Origin of the sequence: Chitinophaga parva (genome assembly GCF_003071345.1) — a bacterium.
GTDB classification, from domain to species: Bacteria; Bacteroidota; Bacteroidia; order Chitinophagales; family Chitinophagaceae; genus Chitinophaga; species Chitinophaga parva.
Map to the genome: position 1 here is coordinate 320,831 of NZ_QCYK01000002.1, position 18,121 is coordinate 338,951.

Genomic DNA, 18,121 nt, shown 5'->3' on the forward strand with positions numbered 1-18,121 from the left:
TACAGATATGTTCTTACATAAAAGACAACTGCATATGATCTTTGCGGCGCTTGGCCTGCTGCTGGCTGCCTGTAAGGAAGAAAAAATAGGCCCACTGCCACATACGGGCTCCGGTATACCCCTGCAGGTGGATCACCTGCAGGTAGAAAATATACATGGAGGGGCTAACATCACCTATGTGGTACCTGAGGACCCCAATCTGCTATATGTGGAGGCAGAGTGGACTGATAAGGGTGTGAATCGCAACACCAAAGCTTCTTACTATTCGGATACCCTGCACCTGGAGGGCTTTGGTGACACTTCCATGCACACGGTGACCATTTATTCTGTAAACAAGAATGATCAGAAATCTGCCGCGCAGACCATCAGCATCAAGCCTCTCACACCGCCGGTTTGGGAAGTCTTTAAAACATTGACCGTACGGCCGGATTTTGGGGGCATCAACGTGGGCTTTGAGAACGATACGCATGCGGACATCGTGATCTCGGTGCTTACCAATGACTCTATTGGTAAACTTGGCGTGGCCAATGCCCTGTACACAAGGCTGCAACGCGATTCCTTTTCCACCCGCGGCTATGATTCCACAGCGCGGGTTTTCGGCCTGTTTGTAAAAGACCGCTGGAACAATCATTCAGACACGCTTTTTACTACACAGAAACCGCTCTTTGAACTACAGTTGAATAAAAGCTTGTTTAAAGAAGTGAACCCCTACCCGGGTGATATCAACAACAATCTTTATTCTACTGCGTATCCCATGTCCAAAATATGGGATGGTAACACCGGTACCATTTATGTAACGGCATCCACACTGGTGCTGCCCGAGAGTTTTACGATCAACCTCGGCGTGACGGCCAAGTTTAGCCGTATAAAGTTCAATCAGCGCCAGAGTACGGCCTTCTATTTTGCCTCCGGTTCACCAAGGGTGTTCCAGATCTATGGCTCCAATAGTCCTGCCGCGGATGGAAACTGGGATAGCTGGACGCTGCTGCAAACCTGTACTTCTGTGAAGCCTTCGGGATTGCCACTGGGTACGCTCTCGAACGATGACATCTCGTATGCTGCTGCCGGGGAAGATTATAATTTTCCCATCGATGCGGGTGCCTACCGCTACTTGCGTTTTAAGATCCTGAACACCTGGGGTAATTCCGGTGGGGTCACATTTTCTGAAATAACGCTCTGGGGAGCATATTAAATCACAAATGATGAAAAAGCTGGTCTTTTTAATGAGCTGGGGCTGCCTGCTGCTGGGAGCCTGCAATAAAATGGATGCTACTTACGATAAGTTTATTAAGGATGGCCCGGTTACTTACACCGGTAAAGCAGACTCCGTACAGGTATTTGGAGGGCATAACAGGGTGTTGGTAAACTGGTGGATCTCTTCCGACCAGACTATCCGCTCCTGTAAAGTGTTCTGGAACTTTGGGCAGGACTCTCTCCGTGTGCCGGTGATGAAGACAGCCGGCACCGATACGGTGAAAGCGTATGTCAACAACCTCGCAGAAGGTACTTACAGTTTTACGGTTTATACCTACGATGCGGCGGGGCATCATTCTGTAGGCACCAATGCAATTGGCCAGGCCTATGGCGATATCTTCCAGTCTACCCTTGCTGGAAAACCTTTCCGTACTGCAACGAAAAATGCGGCCGACAATTCCATCCGGGTAATCTGGGTGGGAAAGGATGCAAAGTGCCTGGGAACGGAGTGGCATTTTACGGGAACAGACCAACGGGAGCATGACTATTTTGCACCGCAGGCCGATACTACTTTTATAGACGGTTGCGATCTTACGAAGCCGGTATCCTACCGCTCCCTGTATGTGCCGGATCAACATGCGATCGATACTTTCTACACGGATTATAAATCATTATAACAGCTAGTTTATGAAGTCGTTTTTTTATGGCCTGTGCCTTACGGTGATGAGTGCCGGGGCGGTGTTTGCCCAACAACAGGTAACCGGGTATGTTTTTGAAGACAATAATGGCAATGGCAAGAAGGATGGCCGCGAAAAGGGCATTGCCAACATCCCGGTGAGCAACGGGATAGAGGTAACAACGACAGACAGTAAAGGAAAATACATTCTACCGGTGTGGGAAGATGATATCATTTTTGTGATCAAACCTTCTAATTACCAGGTGCCGGTGAATGCATATAATCAACCTGCGTTTTACTATATCCATAAACCTAAAGGATCACCGGCCGCTAAATACAAGGGGGTAGATCCAACCGGCCCCCTGCCGGCGTCTGTTGACTTTGCCCTGAAACGTTCTGTGGAGAAGGACAGCTTCAGGGCCCTGATCTTTGGCGACCCGCAGGTGTACGACGAGCGGGAAGTAGGTTATTTCAAAAAGGGCATCGTGGATGAGGTGGAAGGTGTGAAAGGTGTGGCATTTGGCCTCAGTATGGGAGATATTGCCGGGGAAGACCTGGGAATGCATAAGTCCTATATAAAGACTGTGAGTAAAGTAGGGATTCCCTGGTACAATGTAATGGGTAATCACGATATGAACTCCGATGCAAAAGCAGATACGCTCACGGATGAAACCTTTGAGTCCAATTTCGGCCCGGCCACTTATTCCTACAATTATGGCAAGGCGCACTTCCTGGTGATCAACGACAACCGGCATCCTGATCCCGGTTTTAAAGGATTCAGGGGAGGCATTACCGACAAAGAATTTTCATTTATTGAGAACGATCTGAAGCTGGTAGATACCAGTAAATTACTCGTGATCGCTTTTCATGTGCCTTTATATAATGAAAACCCGGGTTCTTACCGGAAGGAAGACCGGGACCGCTTGTTTCGCATCCTGGAGCACTATCCGCATACCCTGGTATTGTCTGCCCATACACATAACCAGCGGCAAAGCTTTTATGGCAGTGATTTTGGATGGCGGAACGCACAACCCTTGTATGAATATAACGTGGGTACTACCTGCGGGAACTGGTATTCCGGGCGGGTAACGGAGCAGGGCGTGGTGGATTCGAAGATGAGTGATGGAACGCCAAGGGGGTATGCCTATCTGAATGTGAATGGCAACCAGTATACGGCAGACTACAAAGTGTCTGGCATGCCGGCCAGTTACCAGATAAACCTGTTCCACCGCAAGGTGATGAACACCATCTGGTGGGAAGGACGCACCTTTATCTATGCTAACTTTTTCATGGGGCATCCGGGAAGCAAAGTGGAATGGCGCATAGATGACAGTCCCTGGAAACCGATGAAATTTGTAGGTGGTGCAGATCCTGCATTTGTAAGTGAACTGTACAAATGGGACAATGCTGACACCCTGATGCGCGGCCGCAGGCCCACAGAGCCGGGGAACAGTACTCACTTGTGGACGGCACCACTGTCTGAAAAGCCAGGACTGGGAGAACATAAGATCCAGGTAAGGGCAACCGATGTATTCGGGCGCACCTTTGTACAAGAGAGTTCGTATCGTATTGAAAATCCAAAGTGGTAAGCTGATGACAGGAAAAAGTGTACGCTGGTGGCTGCTCGCAGCGGTATTACAGGTTGTATTGCCTGCCGCCATTGCACAGCAACGTTATGAATGGCATGATGCCAAAGGTGCCAATGGTATTTGCGAAACAGATCCGGCACATGTTTTTAACCGCATGCCTGCTTATGTAGAGCCGCTTGTGTACAAGGGGGTATGGAACCAGTCGGTGAAGGCCGCTGGGGAGTTCCTGCACTTCAGCACCACCGGCCGTTCTTTTAAAATAAAATACGTCGTATCCGGAAAAACTTACGCCCTGCCGCATATGCCGGCAACCGGTGTGAGTGGAATAGACCTTTATGCCAAGGATGCCAACGGCGCCTGGAACTGGGCGCCGTGTGTCAAATACAGCTTTGGCGATACCTGTGTGTATGAATACCGGCCACTAAAAGTGGCTGCCAGGGGTAATGCAGAATTTTACCTGTATCTGCCTCTATACAGTACCCTGGAGTACATCACGGTTGGAGTACCCGAAGGGGAGGCATTTGAATACAGGCCAGCCGCAAAAGAGCAACCTATTGTTGCTTATGGTACATCCATCATGCAGGGCGCCGTGGCCTCCCGGCCGGGGATGGCATGGACAAATATCCTGGAGAGGAACCTGGACCGCATGGTGATCAATCTTGGATTTTCCGGCAATGGGCGTATGGACGCGCCGGTCTTTGACCTGATGGCCAAAGTGGATGCAAAGCTTTACATTATAGACTGCATGCCAAACCTTTCCCATCGCCAGGCTTTCCCACCAGATACAGTGGAGAAACGTTTACGGTATGGTATTGCAAAGCTGCGGGCGCAACATCCCGGGGTGCCAATCCTGCTTGCTGAACATGCAGGAGGCCATCCCTTTTTTGAAATGGATACGGGTGTCGTGAACGAATATCATGCCGCCAGCGTACTGATCGCCGGTGTCTTTCAAAAATTAAAAGCAGCGGGAATAGAAAACATCTTCCTGCTGTCTGAAAAGGAGATTGCGTTTGACATTAACAGTACCGTAGAAGGCACACATCCGAATGATATCGGCATGATGCAATATGCAACAGCGTATGAAAAGAAAATCCGGGAGATATTGCATGAACCTGCCGGTACATTCACTACACAACAGCCAACGGATCAATACCGGGATGGATTTGACTGGCAGAAAAGACATGAACAGATCATTGAAAACACGATACAAAGCAATCCGGCCTCCATCATTTTCGGCAATTCTATCATTAACTATTGGGGCGGAGAGCCGGCTCCTGAAAAGGCAGCTGTCCGCGGAGCAGCATCCTGGCAGCAATATATGGCCCCGGCACATGTACAGAATGCAGGTTTTGGTAATGACAGGATTGAAAACGTATTGTGGAGGGTGTATCATGGAGAGCTGGACCATTTCAATGGGAGTAAGATTGTCCTTACCATTGGCACCAACAACCTGATGGGCAACACCGATGACGAGATCGTGGAAGGGCTGGCCTTCCTGCTGCAGCAGATCAAAGCCAGGAAACCCGGGGCCACTGTTTTTGTAGGGGCTATTTTGCCCCGCAGGAATATGCTGAAGCGTGTGCTGCAGCTCAATTCAAAGATCAGAAAGATGGCTGCCGCTAATGGCTGCCGGTTCTTTGATCTTTCCAGGGAATTTATGAAAGGGGAACTACTGAACGATAGCTTATTTATTGCTGATGGATTACATCCTAACGAAAGGGGGTATGAAGTGCTGGGGAAAAATATACAGCGGGTGCTGAACACCGAAAAATAAAGGGCTGCCGGGTTACTTTGCTCATTCCGGCATTAAACAAAGAGAAAGCGGGAAGACATTCACATGCCTTCCATTCCGGCCGAAATGCCTTACATCTTCGTTGATAATGACGAATTATATGTGTTCAATGCAGGATATCCTGCCGGTACTGTGACAATTTTTAGTGATGGCGTAGTTTTTTACATGTAACTATACACAATGTACAATGTTCCATATCCGCCGGTGAAGGCTGCCCGTTTCCTGATGGTCATTAACGTTTTTGGTGATATACATCATCCCGGTATAGTAGCTGGGCGCTTAAATCTGGGAATAGAAATGGTGATATTGAGCTACCAATTTTAGCTAATGCAGGAAAATGAATTATATCAATGGTTAGCAGGATATGGAATCCCTGTGCCAGATTATAAGTTCTTCCCTTTACACGGAGAACTTATTTCGGAACCCTATCCGGTTGCGCTGAAGATCGTGTCGCCTGGAATCGTTCACAAGACGGAGGTAGGCGGTGTCGCCCTTAATTTGGATAGCCCGCAGGAGTTGGAAAAAGCACGCGAAAGGATACTTGCAAACCTGCATTCGCACGGCATTATCCCGGGAGAGGGAGATGGATGGATCGTTACCAGAATGTACGAAGGTATAGAGCTTTTCTTTGGCGTTACATGGGACCCGGCGTTTGAAAAGGTGATCTTATTTGGGGCGGGCGGCACGAGGGTGGAGATAGACAGGGACATTTGTTACATAGACAGTGAGGCGGGGGAGGAAGAAATAAAACATGCCATCAGCCGAACCCGGATCGGGCGGATCTTCACGGATGGGTTCAGGGGTAAAAAGTATGATATCCGGCTGGTGGTGGACCTGGTGCAGAAATTACAGCGGTTGGAGGTGAGTGAACTGGATTGCAACCCGGTGATGTTAACTGAAAATGGACTTGTGGTAGTGGATGCCAGGGCAAGAGTAGGGGATCTTCCATTACCAGGCAGGCCCCTGAAACACATACCAGCATTGTTTCAGCCTGTTCATACGGCTATAATAGGTGTCAGCGGTCATACAGAGAAGGTGGGCTATGCGCTGGCGAAGAACAATGCGGGCGATCCAGACTGCTGCTATGTAAACCCCCACCTGGATACCCTGTTCAATAAAAAGGTTTTTGCCCGCATAGAAGACCTTCCGGAAATTGATACCGCTGTCCTCTGTATACCACCAGGTGCATTACAGGACAGCATTGAACGGCTGATCCCCAAAAAGGTTAAGAATATTGTAATCATCACGGCCGGGTTCCGCGAAGCAGGACGTGATGAACGTTTCCTGCAGGAACTGGCCGATAGGTATGGTGTGAATATCATCGGACCTAACTGTCTCGGCATCTACATGAAAGGAAAAAACCTGACGTTCGGACCGGAAAGTATGAAGAATGGCGAAGTCAATTTATTCTCGCAGTCCGGGGCCATCGTAGCCGAACTAATGGATAAAGCCTTATACAGGAATATCGGATTTGAAAACATCGTATCAACCGGAAATATGGCCGACGTGGATTTTGGAAATCTCGTCTATTCTTACCAGGGAATGCATGCCATCAATCTTTATATTGAAGGGGTGTCCAATGGGAAAAACCTTCTCCGCGCAATCAGGCAACGTAAAGTTCCTGTCAGGGTGTTTAAGGCCGGCCGGACAGAAGCCGCCAAGAAGGCGGCATTTTCCCATACGGGCAACCTTGCGGGCAATTATGAGCTATTCACAGGGCTCATGGAGAGCGCCGGTGCGCAAATACTCCGGGACATCAATGGATTATTATACCCTTATGATCTCAAAAAGGTGCTTATCGTCACTAATGCGGGCGGCGCAGGTACCGTGATGAGCGACCTTATCAGCGACAAGCTTCTTACACTGAGCGGGGAACAGGTCGATGAGCTGGGCAAGGTATTGCCCCATCACTGGTCGAAGAATAATCCCATCGATATTATCGGGGACGCCACACATGAGCGGTACCTGAAGGTGCTTGAAATAGCAGACAGGTTTGGGGCCGATGCCATCTATGTGCTTGTAACCCCCCAGTTCATGACCGATACGGAAGATATTAGCCGCATTTTTGTGGACCATGCGTTCCATACGCAGCTATTTCCCGTTCTTTTAGGGGGCGTAAAAATGGAAGCGGCGCGTTGCATTCTCCGAAAGGCGGGCGTTACTTATTTTGAAGAGCTGACAGAGGCTGTGTCATTCCTTTGACCCGAAGGGTAGTGCCGCCATGCTGCTGGCACAGGAAGAGGATCACCTGGCGTTAAGATGGTCTATATAGCTGTTCATCAGGTGCAGGTAGTTACCAGCTTCGGTGAGCAATGCGGTTTTGCCTGTGTCATCGCCCGCGTTACGGGCACCGAGCAGATTTACCTTGGCCCTGATATTGGCCCGGTATGCTTTGTAATACAGGAAGAGGTATTGTTCCTGACCGGATCGTATGGTGGGGAAAAAACGATTGTAGTCGCTGAGGAACAACCGGGACAGGTCTGGCCTTCCTAATTCTTCCAGGTCCATACAGAGGAAGGCGATCTCATTCAGTACATCGATCTGCCGGTAGTCATCATTGAATTCTATGCAGTCAAAGGGTTCCGGTGAAGGGAGCAGGAAGATATTCCTGGAATGAAGGTCGCCATGGCAGTCCCTGAAAAAGCCCGATCTGAGCCGCCCTGTCAGCAATTTTCGATTGTCTTCCATAAAGGCGCTGGAACAATCTATGGCCTGGTTGATCATAGTGGCCCAGTTTCTTCCTGCTTCCCCTGCATATGCCGGCAGGTACGGCAGCTCTTCAGCCAGGTCATTGAATTTGACATGGAGGTCCCAACAGTCTTTGTTATAAATAATGGCTGCTCGTTTGTGAAACGCTGCTATTTTTTTTGCCAGGTTGGTAATATGTGTGCCGGTTACTTTGTTGTGTCGTAACAGGACGTCCATTTGCAGTTGCCGATCCAGTCTTTTCATTCTGACCGCGTAATCGATTATTGTTTCGTGCGTGGGTGCTTCTGTAAGGGTGATCGAATAATATCCAGTGTTTTCCCGGACCGGGATCACGTCGAGATAGATATTCTCAGTGAGTCTTTTGTTTAACTGGATTTCCTTTTCACAATAATATTTTCGCTTGTCCGGGGTAGAAAAATCGAGGAAGGAATAATGAAGGGGTTTCTTGATTTTATAGGCGAAGTCGCCACATAGGATCACCCATGAAATATGCGTCTCGATCAGTTCCGGTATACCGTACTGGCCGGGAAACTGCCCTTTGGTTACTAATTTATCGATCTGTTCCCTGGTCATTTATCGTTATGTTTAAATAGTCCCCTGCCTGGGCCAACATGCTGTCGATGTTTTTGTTCGTTGATTGCAGGGTCAAATGCGGTTCCTCCAATGGTTCCCATTGTTCTTTTATTTTTTGGTAGACCTCAAAATCAGCTTCGCTGTCTGTCCTTGCCTGTTTCAAGCGGTCTTTTATCAGGGCTTCGTCCGCTTTGATCTCTATAAATGCTACTGTTTCCGTACCACCGGCCTGCCTGAGAAAGTTCTCCCGTATACTTTTTTTGTAAAATGTAGCGTCCATTACTACATCCTTATGCTGGCGTACCGCATCTTTCATTTCCCTGAGCATGTGTGCGTAAACAGATAGCTTCTCAGCTTCTGAGTAAGTCCGCCTGATAAACAGTCTCTTCCTGACCTGGTCGCTGTTGATGTAAACAGCGTTGATCAGTGCTGACAAGTGTGATGCAAAATAGCTTTTGCCGGAAGATGGCAAACCTGTAACAATAATGATCATGGCATTCAGGTTTATTTTTCGAAACACCACTCATACCCCAAAAGGATATGTCTGCGGGGTCTCGTGGCCGTGCGGTTCCAGGTGCAACGGGTGTAATGCTTTAGTGTTATCGAGGTAAATGAATGCGTCGTAACGCATGGGGATGACAGAGGGAACATAGTTGCTATATTGCTCATAGATGGGATTGTATATCACCCCTACGGCACGATGGCCAAGGTGATGCTCCATCAGCATGTCATTGCGTACCAGGTCGTTCATGATTAATAACTTGTTGTTCTCTCCGGCTGCATGCAGCAGGTATTCCCAGGTTCCTTTTTGTGCCTGTGGCAGCTCCATCTCTTTCATTGGGGCACCCCAGGCCCTGGCGGCGGTTACTGAGCCCCTCCAGCTGCCAAACCCGACCAGCACCACCCCTTTGTCGTGATGCTCCAACCGGGCCAGTTCCCCGATATTGTACATTCCTTCATTGGTCATGTCCGTTGCCCTGGCATCCCCTACGTGTGTATTATGAGCCCACACAATGGCTTTGGCATCCTTTCCATGAAAGGTCAGCAGCCGTTCCAGTGTATCAGCCATGTGGCGGTCCCGGACATTCCAGCTGTGGGGGCCGCCGGTGACCATGGCCCGGTAATATTTTTCCGCATTGACAGCCACCAGGGCATTCTGTTCTGTGCTGAACACATTTTCATGATCCGTATTGTACGTTGGAAGCCGCCGCTGAATTTCACTCAATAATTCGACCACTTCCTTCTGACAAAGGTCGGGAACAAATTGCGCGGCCCTTGCGTAGGAGCTACCTTCTTCTTTTCGATACGGTTCAAAGCAGCGAATGGCATTTTGGGCAACTTTAAGCGCAGCAGGATCGACCCTTTTAAGGTACTGCATGATATTCTCAATGCTCTCCCAAAGACTGTACACATCCAGTCCATAGAAGCCAACTTTGCTATTGGCAGCAAGACCGGTATTATGCTCCAGCATCCAGTCGGCCAACGCTACTATTTCCCAGTTAGCCCACATCCAGGTGGGCCAGCGCCGGAACGTCTGCAATTCCTTGAAAGCGCTCTTGCTCTCCTGGTTGTATCCTTTTATAAACCGGTTGAGGCGGTAGCATTCCGGCCAGTCCCCCTCCACGGCAATAAAATTGAATCCCTTTTCTTCAATGAGGCGTTTGGAAATATGTGCCCGCCACATATAGTATTCATGTGTCCCATGGCTGGCTTCGCCCAGCATAACGACGCGCGCATCCCCTATCCTGTCCATCAAGGGACCCAGGTCTGCCTTGCTGTGCAGCGGATAATGCGATTGCCGGATGGCTGTGATTGCTTCTGTTTCATCGAAGGATACCTGTTTGTTGAAATAGTGTCTCATAATCAGATGATTTTGGGAGTGGGACGTCGTCCGCAGGAAGCATTTCCGACCAGGAGGCCGCTGTTTTTTCTTACCGGGCGGTGCTGAATGTCTTTGTTCAAATTAAAACATGTATTTCCATTTTACAGTGAGCATTATCAAAGCGGGGAATGATCGAGATCCTCATTGATTTTTATCAATACTACGATTGATGATGATCATCTTGGGTCAAAGGATTTATGAATAGCTTCAATAGTGATTTTTTTACTTAAATCAACCGATCATGGAATTTACAGTTGATACCGAAATCGTGAAGGCTACAGCAACCGGAAAGGTCATTTACGACAGGCGCGCTGTCAGAAAATACAAACACAAAGCCCTCAGCAAGAACTTAATTGAACAACTGTTGCAGGCGGGATGTATGGCACCTTCCGCCATGAATAAACAACCGTGGCACTTTTATGTGCTCACAGATAGCGACATTATAAAATCTTTCTCAAGGGAAATAGCCAAGGTAGCACTGAAGGACGTACTTGAATCCGGTGTAAAGCCAGCCATAAAGGCCGCTGCTGGTCTTTTTCAGTTTTCCAAAAAATTCAATTACCATATTATAGAAGACCCTGTTTTCTATGGCGCCCCGGCAGTGATCTTTCTGACTACTAACCGGGATGATGAATGGGCTGCTTTAGATACCGGCATGTGCGCCCAGAACATCATGCTCGCAGCAAAGGCCATAGGGATTGACAGCTGCCCGGTAGGCTTCGGGAGATATGTGGAAAAGACGAAAATATTTTCCAAACTGCATGTTCCCGCATCCGAAAAAGTGCAGCTGGCCATTATACTGGGTTATGGTGACGAATCGCCCGTGGTGCATGAGCGGATCAGTAATAACGTGTTGTTCATCGAATAAACCACGCACCTGGAAAAGATCTTCGGCAGGCCGGTTCACCGAACCGGCCTGCCGAACCCGTGGTATGGTTGTGTTCCGATGAGCCTCTTTTGTAACCGGGCATGCTATGCCGGTAAACGGAGGGTGGACCGCTCCTGATCACTCAACGATTTGCATTCCTGATTTCAGATAAAGCCTGATAGCAGCTATGTTCCCTTCCTCCACTTTCAGGTCGACCGTTTTAGCTCCCCGGTCATGAAACATTGCATAGACATGTAAAAGTAGCGATGCACCGATTCCTTGGTTGCGCCTGCGGGGGTGAACGACCAGGTCTTTCACAAATGCACTGGTCCAGCATTGCGCAACTGCGACAATGCCTTCTTTATCCTTTGCCAGGAAGCAGAGCGAAGCATCGAATTCGGGATCAGATAGAAGAGCCGGCCACCAGTCTGCAAATGCTGGTACCGATCCACCACCATTTTGATACCCCAGGATAAGGAGGTCATGTACCTCCTTTGCTATACCCGGCACCAGTCCGGTAAGGTGGATATCTGCCGGCCAGGATGGAGCATCAAACGGATGACTTAGCAGCTTTCGCATGCGAAATATTTGAACACCGGAAGCAGACATTTAAATTTTTCCTTTTGGCATTAATATACATTTTTACACCCAAATCCAGGTGTTTTAGATTTTCGTAGATCAGGCTACGCAGCCCAATATGGGAGATGGGGCTGCAAAACAGTCTTTAGTTTTTCAAAGCACACTTAATAGAGGTAGCTGCCAAAATCCCCCACATATGAACCAGCGGACAACCTTCACAATTTTTTGTACTGTAACAGGTAATGATTTGCCTACAGCCGTTCACAATAATTCCTGCCCAACGATAGCGCTCCCACTGTTGAAAAAAGCCTCGATCGATGAGCATTACTAAAACTTTTCATGAACTGTGAATTTATATCAAATATTTCTTCATATTCCCAAGTACAATTTCATATCCGGCGGGAAGTAAATGAGCTCCATCAAATGTGAGTTCTTTTCTCACATTCCCGTCAGCACCGGCTAGGCCGGCATTGACGTCTATGAATTGGTAACCGTTCCGTTTTGCTACTTGTTCAACTTTGATATTTGCTGCTTTCAGTAGCCCGTTGGAGCGGTGCGCATAAAACTGGTCATTTTCTTGCTTTTCTTCGCTGCCGAAACCGTCCACCGTATTGATCGGAAAATACTTCATCACGTAGACAGCGGTGCCTGGTAGTTTCGCTTTGATCTGGTGTAAGATCTTGTCGTAGTTTGCAAGGAAAATATCTTCCCGGATATTAAAACCGATATCGTTTGAACCGATATTGATGAAAATTTTGCTTGGCGCCAGGTCAAATATCAGCGTGTCTATATGATTAAGCAGGTCTGCAGTTGTCGTCGCCCGCACGCCCCGGTTATAAATTACTTTATCCAAATTAAGATCTTGTTGCAGCTGATCAATGGGGAAGATTTCCATCGATGACGAACCAACAAAAAGGATCTGACCTTTTTTTGCGGTTTGATTTTCTACAGCATAGCTGGTTAAAATATCATGTTGAAATTTAATGATATCCGGATGTAGATTCGTGAGTTCAGTGGCTTTGTCTGGCATACTTTTTTTCTGTTGATTCGGTCTGTCTTAGGTGGTGGTCGTTTCCTTTTAGTTCGTTTACTCCCGGCGACTCATTTTTTACGCCGTTGTCCTTTTGAAAAATTCAACTATCCTGTCCTGCGCATCGTCGGCGTGCATCCATTCCACCATTTCAAATGATGTCGCCGCCTCTTGTGCGGCGCGTTCACGCATGACTGTTTCATAAGCTGCAATGGCTGTTTGTGTGTCTTTAAAATATTCATTAGTGAGACATTCACTTAATTCAAGCGCATCAAGCATCGCCAGATTTACCCCTTCACCGGAAGGCGCCATGATGTGAGCCGCATCTCCAAGTAAAGTCAGGTTGGATTTTGCCTCCCAGGTTTGGTCTAAAGGAATGGAATATTGCGGTCGTATCAATACCGGGAGATCAGTATTTTCGAAAAGCTCAAACCATATACCGCCCCAGTCCGCAAATGCTGTTTTGAACCATTGCCTCATTTGTGTGCTGTCTGAAAAATTGATTCCACTGTTGTTTGCCCGGGCTCCGTCAATTTTAATACTGATGTAGAAGTCTATGCTGCTGTCTCCTTTCGCCGAGATGTGCAGATATTTTCCTGCGTTGTGTACATATATTTTACCGCCTTGCAACAACTCATTGATGCGGGGCGCCTTCATTTTTGCGTTCCCAACATTTCCTTGCAGAATGGTAATGCCGGCATAGTATGGTTGGATTGGTGTGACAAACGGACGAACTTTAGAGTTGCCTCCATCGGCTCCAATGACAATGTCTGCCAAAACTGTTGCGCCGTTCCTGAACTCAATTGCCCATTGCGCACCGGCTGGTGTCATATGCACGAATTGACTGTTCCACACCACTATATCCGGCGAAAGGGAATTCAGTAAAAGGTTACGTAAATCGCTTCTGTCGATTTCTGGTCTGGCATTAGGACTGTCAAAATCAATTTCAGTCGTTTCTTTTTCGTGTTCGTCAAAAAGGATGTTGCCCATCTTATCCACCACACGCCCTTTTTCTGCACCTGGCCGGTATGCCCTTTTAAATTCATGGAATAAATCCGCCGCTTTAATAGCTTTTAAGCCCGAATTTTCGTGCAGGTCAAGTGTTGCACCCTGACTTCGTACATCCCTGTTAAAATCTCTTTCATAGACCTTTACGTCAATTCCTTTTTGTAGCAGTAATCGCGCTAATGTCAGCCCGCCAGGGCCACCTCCAATAATGGCAACCTTTTTTTTGTCGATCATGTTATTCGTTTTCCAAACACAAAATTAGTGTTACATTTATGGATAAAATAGTTGCTTTTGGTATTAAAATAGTCTGAAATGAAAATTTCGGTCATTGACAAAGGATTAGGTATTGCGGCCCAATTTGCTCAGGCAATCGGTGCGAAGACGAGCGGGCGATTTATAAATATTCCTATAAATAAAGGCAGCGGTTATATCACCGGTTTTTCGTGGGGAGGTGATCTGCGGATGATGATACGGAATTATTATTTGCTTGAGGCTGTTTTTGTAGAGCGCACAAACGAATTGGCTGAGGGGCAGGAAAACATCGTAGTGCTGTTGAGTGGAATATTTCCGCCGTTGGTACATGGCCAGGAGCAGCTATTACCTGAAAGAGCTAGAATCATGATTTGCAGGCATCTGGTGTCTACCATTATGGAAATGCCGTCGAATACCAGTTTTGGAAGTGTCACAATTGTTATTTCACGCAAGTATCTTCACCAGCTTTTTGGGCATATAAGTCATCCGGTCGTAGCAAATGTCCTAGAAGCAAAGGAAAATTTTGTGGTGGAGATGGACGTGTCGCCGGAAATTATTGCAACCGCCAGCGAAATGCTGGGGCAACCCGTGCCTGAAAGTTTAGAAAGGCATTATTACAAACTGAAGTGCGAGGAACTGCTTTGCTACACCTTCGCCCTGCTTTTGAAACGGGAGGAAATGCCAGCAGTTGGCATCCACATCGATGACATCAAAGCCATCTATGCCATCAAAGCACACCTGCAAGCGCACCTTAATGAAGCACCCCATATTGCTGGTTTGGCTAAACAGGCAAAAATGAGTGAGCCGAAATTGCGCAAGTTATTTAAGCAAATTTTTGGGAGGGGAGTTTTTGAATTCTATCAGTTTTTACGGATGGAAATGGCCGCCAGGTTATTGAAGGACAAAAAACTTACTGTATCAGAAGCAGGTTACCAGGTGGGCTTTACGAACCTGAGCCATTTTTCGAGGGTCTTTGCTAAGCATCATGGGATGAAACCGAAACAATACAGCCGGTCATAAATTGGTCTGCCTTTTCAAGTGACCTTTTTTATCCAACTTTCATACGCTGCCCGATTACACTTCCATCGTGACCAGTTTGTTAGGATTTTGCAACTATATTATAAAAATCGTTCATCAAACTAATTCTCCCGTTGGTGGCGAGGTTGATACAGTCAAAGCGTTTGTAGGAGCAGAATGATCCCATGTCTTTATCTCCATTGATGAAAATCGCACCAATTAAAATTACATACTTGCAAGGGTAGTTTGTTTTGCTTACCAGTATTTCCATTCTTTCATTAATAGCCTCATACATTACCTCCGTTGCTTCAAATATCTGGCTGCTGGCCGTTTTTATTCTGTCAGCCTGCTTTAAAAATATTTGCTCAATGGTATTCATCTGGTAGTCCAGGTCCGTAACATTGCCAGCTGCAATCTGGTTGTTCAGCAATTTGCTTAATGCGCCCTTTGCAGCGCCGCAACAAGCCGAATTTTCGCTTTGCCCAATGCGGTGGATTTCACCGATAGTTCCATCTTTGGTAATGCCAATATGCGGAGCATAGAACACAACCACTGCGCCATCTTCAGGTACATGATGAGCAAAGGCATTCATGCCGGTGACGCCTGCAAATGGAAAGCCGTTTAAGCCTCCCATGTGAAACGGTCCCAGCATTTCATAGGCTCTTGGCGGATACTGAATGGCATTTACATCGTCGCAACACATACTATCGGCATGCATTAATTGATTAGGTTTTAAACCTAATTTATATTCAATTACATCCAGTAATCCATTTACAGTGTCTGCCGTTGTATTGGCATTTGCATACCAGTTTTTTACTGTTTGTAGATGTTGAACGCTCATTGTGCTGTTGATTATAAAATAATATTATTTTTTGGTTGTAATGCAGGTGGTAAATCGGTTTCGCCGAGCATTTCCCTCATATCAATTTCAATAGTTCGGCTCATCTGCGAAATAGGAACATCGTTTGCAGAGCCTTCAAATGGATTTTCGGTGCTTTCGCCAACTTGTTCCAAAGATGTATAGACCCAGGATATTAAAACGCTGAAAGGAATAACCAGCCAAACCATATTCCCTTTCATAAAGCCATCCAAGCTCTCATTGAGCTTGTCAAATTCTTTGAGCATACCGAATGGCAAAAGGATACAAAATAGTTTTATGAAGAATGAATTGATGCTGGCAAATTGTCGTGGGTAAGGAAAGTTCTTGATCCGTTCACTTCGTCCCTGTTGGTCAAAAAAATCTTTGATGGCTTTCTGCATTTCCACGAAACGATAATCTTCGATTTGTTTGTCGTCAAATAATTGCTTGGTGGCTTTGCTTTGCAAACTCAAAAGTTGTACGGCTTTATTTCTGGTGGTAAGAATGTATTTTAATTCATTTTCCGAAAGATATTTTTTCAATTCATCTTCCAACGAGGTTTCCTTTTCGGGGATAGAATAGTAGGCTTTGTATTCTTCATTATAAGCTTTTCCTGCGGTTTCCCAGGCCCGGCTGTCTCTCATGGCATAACGCAACGCCGTAAGCCAGGCAAAATGACGATAAATCAATTCTTTGGATTTTCCCTTATCGGGTATAAAATCCCTGCTCATGGTGCCCCAGGCCCTGCTGCTGTTTAAAATCGCTCCCCAGATCTGCCGGGCTTCCCAGGTCCTGTTGTAGGTCTGGGTGTTTTTAAATCCAACGATGAAGGCTGTTGCAGTTCCCAAAAGAGCCACCACTGTCCATGGAATTGCCAGCCATTTTAAGCCTGCCAGTTGATACAAAACCACCGGTACGATCCCGATAATAAGCGTTATGTAAATATTCCTCCTTGTCCAAATAAGAAATTCTGAAAGGTTATATGATTTTCCTGAATGCATTACTTTTCTGTTTTTGAAACGAATTTGCTAATGAGGATGCCAACCAAAACAACCGAATAAAATTGTCCCGCAATTCCAAAAAAGGATGTTATCAGTTTAGTATGATGTGAATTCGGGGTAATATCGCCAAAACCAATACTTGTAAGCGTTATAGAACTGAAATAGACCAGGTCCATAAACGTTTCGGCATTACTTGCTGTGCCGATGCCCTTAAAGGAACCAGGATTGTCGTAAAATAGGAACTGCAGTAGAAATGTGGCAATTTCTATCAGCAAAAAGTACCCACAGGCGGCAGCCGAAATAATATCTGCATTGATGTAACCAGGCTTAATAAGAAACCTTAGAATTTCTCCAAAGATAAATGTGAAAAATATTACATATACAATATTCAGAACTGTAAAGTAATGTGGTAAATTGGCCCAAACGATCAAGCCTATTGGCAAAGCTACCACACAAATAAATAGAATATTGCGTATGATATTTTTCCATTTACCTTTTCCAATAAATACACCGACACTGGCAACGCCCAATATCACCATGTTTATTGGCCAGATGACGTTCCTGTAAAAAAGTAAGTCTTTCAAAAAAATGCCAATAAAGAGATGTTGAATTAAAGCTAACAGCAATAACTCATACTTACGTTTATGTAAAAATTCTCTTACTGACATAGATCATTTTGCTTGCCCGATGTCCAATCTTTCTATTTTGCCTCCTGCACTTATATGAAATTTAAAGTAGGTTTTAAAATCTCCCCATCTTTCAGTATGAAAGTTCCCGAAAATAGCTAACCCATTGTTCTCAACCTTATCAATGCTTGTAAACTTTTCATGGCCGCAAGCCTCTTTTACAAAGCTTTGAAAATTGCGGGGATTGTCATCGTCAAAAAGTTTTGCATCAGCTGTAAAGTAAGCCAGAAACGTTTTTGCATCCCCATTTTGCCAGGCATCAAAAGCCGCTTTTACGGTTGTATTTGTTAGTTTACTTGTATCCATCACCATTTGTTTTTGTGTTGCTTTCTTCGTTGCTTGTCCGCAAACCTGCTGTGTTGCACACAAGAGGGCAGCAAGCAGGATGGCGATATTTATTTTCATC

General features: G+C 46.4%; 17 protein-coding genes. 7 read left to right on the forward strand and 10 right to left on the reverse strand.

Features of this window, described 5'->3' with window-relative positions:
* Positions 1-7: 7 nt before the first annotated feature.
* From DCC81_RS11635 to DCC81_RS11655, 5 genes are all read left to right on the forward strand, one after another.
* Positions 8-1,192 (forward strand): DUF5000 domain-containing lipoprotein, encoded by a 1,185-nt coding sequence (locus DCC81_RS11635; RefSeq protein WP_133177634.1) that lies wholly within the window; start codon positions 8-10, stop codon positions 1,190-1,192.
* Positions 1,193-1,202: 10 nt separating this feature from the next.
* Entirely contained in the window at positions 1,203-1,871 is a 669-nt protein-coding gene (locus DCC81_RS11640; protein WP_165806549.1) for a DUF4998 domain-containing protein, read from the forward strand.
* Between the two features lie 10 nt (positions 1,872-1,881).
* On the forward strand, positions 1,882-3,459 hold the full coding sequence (locus tag DCC81_RS11645) for a calcineurin-like phosphoesterase C-terminal domain-containing protein (RefSeq protein WP_108686800.1): 1,578 nt from the start codon (positions 1,882-1,884) through the stop codon (positions 3,457-3,459).
* Positions 3,460-3,463: 4 nt separating this feature from the next.
* Positions 3,464-5,233, forward strand: a complete 1,770-nt coding sequence (locus DCC81_RS11650) for an SGNH/GDSL hydrolase family protein (RefSeq protein WP_165806550.1) — start codon at positions 3,464-3,466, stop codon at positions 5,231-5,233.
* 345 nt (positions 5,234-5,578) lie between these two features.
* Entirely contained in the window at positions 5,579-7,453 is a 1,875-nt protein-coding gene (locus DCC81_RS11655) for an acetate--CoA ligase family protein (protein ID WP_108686802.1), read from the forward strand.
* 42 nt (positions 7,454-7,495) lie between these two features.
* Here DCC81_RS11655 and DCC81_RS11660 read toward each other — a convergent pair whose 3' ends face one another.
* The 3 genes from DCC81_RS11660 to DCC81_RS11670 are packed head-to-tail and all read right to left on the reverse strand — an operon-like array spanning position 7,496 to position 10,394.
* Entirely contained in the window at positions 7,496-8,533 is a 1,038-nt protein-coding gene (locus DCC81_RS11660; protein ID WP_108686803.1) for a hypothetical protein, read from the reverse strand.
* Positions 8,511-9,026 (reverse strand): AAA family ATPase, encoded by a 516-nt coding sequence (locus DCC81_RS11665; RefSeq protein ID WP_108688222.1) that lies wholly within the window; start codon positions 9,024-9,026, stop codon positions 8,511-8,513. Before DCC81_RS11665 ends, DCC81_RS11660 begins: the two co-directional genes overlap by 23 nt.
* A 30-nt stretch (positions 9,027-9,056) precedes the next feature.
* Positions 9,057-10,394 carry an erythromycin esterase family protein gene (locus DCC81_RS11670; protein ID WP_108686804.1) on the reverse strand — a complete coding sequence of 446 codons (1,338 nt, stop codon included), beginning with the start codon at positions 10,392-10,394 and terminating at the stop codon, positions 9,057-9,059.
* Positions 10,395-10,656: 262 nt separating this feature from the next.
* Between DCC81_RS11670 and DCC81_RS11675 the strand changes: the two genes are divergently transcribed.
* Positions 10,657-11,283 (forward strand): nitroreductase, encoded by a 627-nt coding sequence (locus DCC81_RS11675; protein ID WP_108686805.1) that lies wholly within the window; start codon positions 10,657-10,659, stop codon positions 11,281-11,283.
* Between the two features lie 138 nt (positions 11,284-11,421).
* Here the strand turns inward: DCC81_RS11675 and DCC81_RS11680 are convergent, their stop codons facing one another.
* From DCC81_RS11680 to DCC81_RS11690, 3 genes are all read right to left on the reverse strand, one after another.
* Positions 11,422-11,862 carry a GNAT family N-acetyltransferase gene (locus tag DCC81_RS11680; RefSeq protein WP_108686806.1) on the reverse strand — a complete coding sequence of 147 codons (441 nt, stop codon included), beginning with the start codon at positions 11,860-11,862 and terminating at the stop codon, positions 11,422-11,424.
* A 352-nt stretch (positions 11,863-12,214) separates the two neighbouring features.
* Entirely contained in the window at positions 12,215-12,892 is a 678-nt protein-coding gene (locus DCC81_RS11685) for a GDSL-type esterase/lipase family protein (RefSeq protein ID WP_108686807.1), read from the reverse strand.
* A gap of 78 nt (positions 12,893-12,970) precedes the next feature.
* Positions 12,971-14,134, reverse strand: a complete 1,164-nt coding sequence (locus tag DCC81_RS11690; protein WP_108686808.1) for an FAD-dependent oxidoreductase — start codon at positions 14,132-14,134, stop codon at positions 12,971-12,973.
* A 78-nt stretch (positions 14,135-14,212) separates the two neighbouring features.
* Between DCC81_RS11690 and DCC81_RS11695 the strand changes: the two genes are divergently transcribed.
* On the forward strand, positions 14,213-15,172 hold the full coding sequence (locus DCC81_RS11695; RefSeq protein ID WP_108686809.1) for a helix-turn-helix transcriptional regulator: 960 nt from the start codon (positions 14,213-14,215) through the stop codon (positions 15,170-15,172).
* A gap of 79 nt (positions 15,173-15,251) precedes the next feature.
* Here the strand turns inward: DCC81_RS11695 and DCC81_RS11700 are convergent, their stop codons facing one another.
* From DCC81_RS11700 to DCC81_RS11715, 4 genes are read right to left on the reverse strand one after another with little or no spacing between them, the layout of a single operon-like run.
* Positions 15,252-16,010 (reverse strand): hypothetical protein, encoded by a 759-nt coding sequence (locus DCC81_RS11700; protein WP_108686810.1) that lies wholly within the window; start codon positions 16,008-16,010, stop codon positions 15,252-15,254.
* A gap of 11 nt (positions 16,011-16,021) precedes the next feature.
* Positions 16,022-17,029 carry a bestrophin family protein gene (locus DCC81_RS11705; protein ID WP_108686811.1) on the reverse strand — a complete coding sequence of 336 codons (1,008 nt, stop codon included), beginning with the start codon at positions 17,027-17,029 and terminating at the stop codon, positions 16,022-16,024.
* A complete protein-coding gene (locus DCC81_RS11710) occupies positions 17,029-17,697 on the reverse strand; it encodes a potassium channel family protein (protein WP_108686812.1) in 669 nt (222 codons plus the stop codon). Before DCC81_RS11710 ends, DCC81_RS11705 begins: the two co-directional genes overlap by 1 nt.
* Before the next feature lie 3 nt (positions 17,698-17,700).
* Complete coding sequence (locus tag DCC81_RS11715; protein WP_205686319.1) at positions 17,701-18,120, reverse strand: Cif family virulence factor; 420 nt, start codon at positions 18,118-18,120, stop codon at positions 17,701-17,703.
* Position 18,121: the final 1 nt, after the last annotated feature.

What these genes read in the sequence shown, in the direction of transcription:
- DCC81_RS11635 (WP_133177634.1), top strand. Translation starts at nt 8, where the DNA reads ATGTTCTTACATAAAAGACAACTGCATATGATCTTTGCGGCGCTTGGC.
- DCC81_RS11640 (WP_165806549.1), top strand. Translation starts at nt 1,203, where the DNA reads ATGAAAAAGCTGGTCTTTTTAATGAGCTGGGGCTGCCTGCTGCTGGGA.
- DCC81_RS11645 (WP_108686800.1), top strand. Translation starts at nt 1,882, where the DNA reads ATGAAGTCGTTTTTTTATGGCCTGTGCCTTACGGTGATGAGTGCCGGG.
- DCC81_RS11650 (WP_165806550.1), top strand. Translation starts at nt 3,464, where the DNA reads ATGACAGGAAAAAGTGTACGCTGGTGGCTGCTCGCAGCGGTATTACAG.
- DCC81_RS11655 (WP_108686802.1), top strand. Translation starts at nt 5,579, where the DNA reads ATGCAGGAAAATGAATTATATCAATGGTTAGCAGGATATGGAATCCCT.
- DCC81_RS11660 (WP_108686803.1), bottom strand. Translation starts at nt 8,533, where the DNA reads ATGACCAGGGAACAGATCGATAAATTAGTAACCAAAGGGCAGTTTCCC.
- DCC81_RS11665 (WP_108688222.1), bottom strand. Translation starts at nt 9,026, where the DNA reads ATGATCATTATTGTTACAGGTTTGCCATCTTCCGGCAAAAGCTATTTT.
- DCC81_RS11670 (WP_108686804.1), bottom strand. Translation starts at nt 10,394, where the DNA reads ATGAGACACTATTTCAACAAACAGGTATCCTTCGATGAAACAGAAGCA.
- DCC81_RS11675 (WP_108686805.1), top strand. Translation starts at nt 10,657, where the DNA reads ATGGAATTTACAGTTGATACCGAAATCGTGAAGGCTACAGCAACCGGA.
- DCC81_RS11680 (WP_108686806.1), bottom strand. Translation starts at nt 11,862, where the DNA reads ATGCGAAAGCTGCTAAGTCATCCGTTTGATGCTCCATCCTGGCCGGCA.
- DCC81_RS11685 (WP_108686807.1), bottom strand. Translation starts at nt 12,892, where the DNA reads ATGCCAGACAAAGCCACTGAACTCACGAATCTACATCCGGATATCATT.
- DCC81_RS11690 (WP_108686808.1), bottom strand. Translation starts at nt 14,134, where the DNA reads ATGATCGACAAAAAAAAGGTTGCCATTATTGGAGGTGGCCCTGGCGGG.
- DCC81_RS11695 (WP_108686809.1), top strand. Translation starts at nt 14,213, where the DNA reads ATGAAAATTTCGGTCATTGACAAAGGATTAGGTATTGCGGCCCAATTT.
- DCC81_RS11700 (WP_108686810.1), bottom strand. Translation starts at nt 16,010, where the DNA reads ATGAGCGTTCAACATCTACAAACAGTAAAAAACTGGTATGCAAATGCC.
- DCC81_RS11705 (WP_108686811.1), bottom strand. Translation starts at nt 17,029, where the DNA reads ATGCATTCAGGAAAATCATATAACCTTTCAGAATTTCTTATTTGGACA.
- DCC81_RS11710 (WP_108686812.1), bottom strand. Translation starts at nt 17,697, where the DNA reads ATGTCAGTAAGAGAATTTTTACATAAACGTAAGTATGAGTTATTGCTG.
- DCC81_RS11715 (WP_205686319.1), bottom strand. Translation starts at nt 18,120, where the DNA reads ATGAAAATAAATATCGCCATCCTGCTTGCTGCCCTCTTGTGTGCAACA.